The 914-nt window shown below is 34.6% G+C and carries 2 protein-coding genes; both read right to left on the bottom strand.

Features of this window, described 5'->3' with window-relative positions:
• Positions 1 to 234: DUF4158 domain-containing protein (locus FE392_RS22340; RefSeq protein ID WP_319931864.1), on the bottom strand; the 234-nt coding region annotated here is incomplete at its 3' end.
• A gap of 18 nt (positions 235 to 252) precedes the next feature.
• The coding region (tnpI, locus tag FE392_RS22335; RefSeq protein WP_319931863.1) for a TnP I resolvase at positions 253 to 914 on the bottom strand (662 nt) is incomplete at its 5' end.

Raw genomic sequence — 914 nt, 5'->3', positions numbered from 1 at the left:
AGCCACTACATATTGTGGAATGTCTTTATATTCTGTTAAGGACCAGCCAGGATAACGAATTAATGCAAGCTGAAGAGCGAACCCTAAACGATTGTATCCTCTACGGTGTTTTAATATTAAATGTAAGTCATGTTTAGAAAAAGTATGAAATGTTACCAAATCCCATTCTGTTAAACGTGATAAATCCATTAACTCATTTCGTTGTGCCTCTGACAGTAATTGTTTAACTCCCATTGTTTCCCCTTTACTCCTTTATAAGAGCTCCATTTTATTTTTTAGCTGCAGTTGGTTTGGATTTGTGTAAAGTAGTGTCGTATGGATGTTAGAGTGCCCAGCTTGATTTGCAACTTCATGAATGCTAAATCCTTTTTCAATTGCATTCGTACAGAAGAAGTGTCGTAATTGGTGTGGAGTAATAACATTGCTGTATGATTTAAAGATACGATTGACGACCGTACGGTCGAGCTTTTCTCGCTTTTTACTAATAAAAAGATACGGAGATTCATGTGCTGTACTGTATGTTTTTCGATCGATGAGATAATCTTTGATAGCACTAAGTACCTTACTATTTAGTAATACAATTCGTTGTTTACCTCCTTTTCCACTTCGAATAATACATTCCCCAGTCTGTAAATTGAAGTCATTCATTTTGATAGATAATGCCTCTGAAATACGTACTCCTGTATATGCTAGGAGAGTGGCAATTGCATAATTACGTTTGTTATTATCCTCTAACACACTTTGTAAAAACTTTTTTACATCTAATTCAACAATTTGGGTTGGAGAAGCATAGACAGTTTGAACCTTTATCATGTCTGTTTTTAAAATTACTTGATCTTGTTGACTTCCTTTCTGTATTAGAAATTCATTAAATTTAGCAAGGCTACTAATCTTGTGGTTAATGGACTTGGCGT

Origin of the sequence: Xenorhabdus santafensis (assembly GCF_033949405.1) — a bacterium.
GTDB lineage: Bacteria > Pseudomonadota > Gammaproteobacteria > Enterobacterales > Enterobacteriaceae > Xenorhabdus > Xenorhabdus santafensis.
This window is presented reverse-complemented; position numbering and strand designations above follow the sequence as displayed.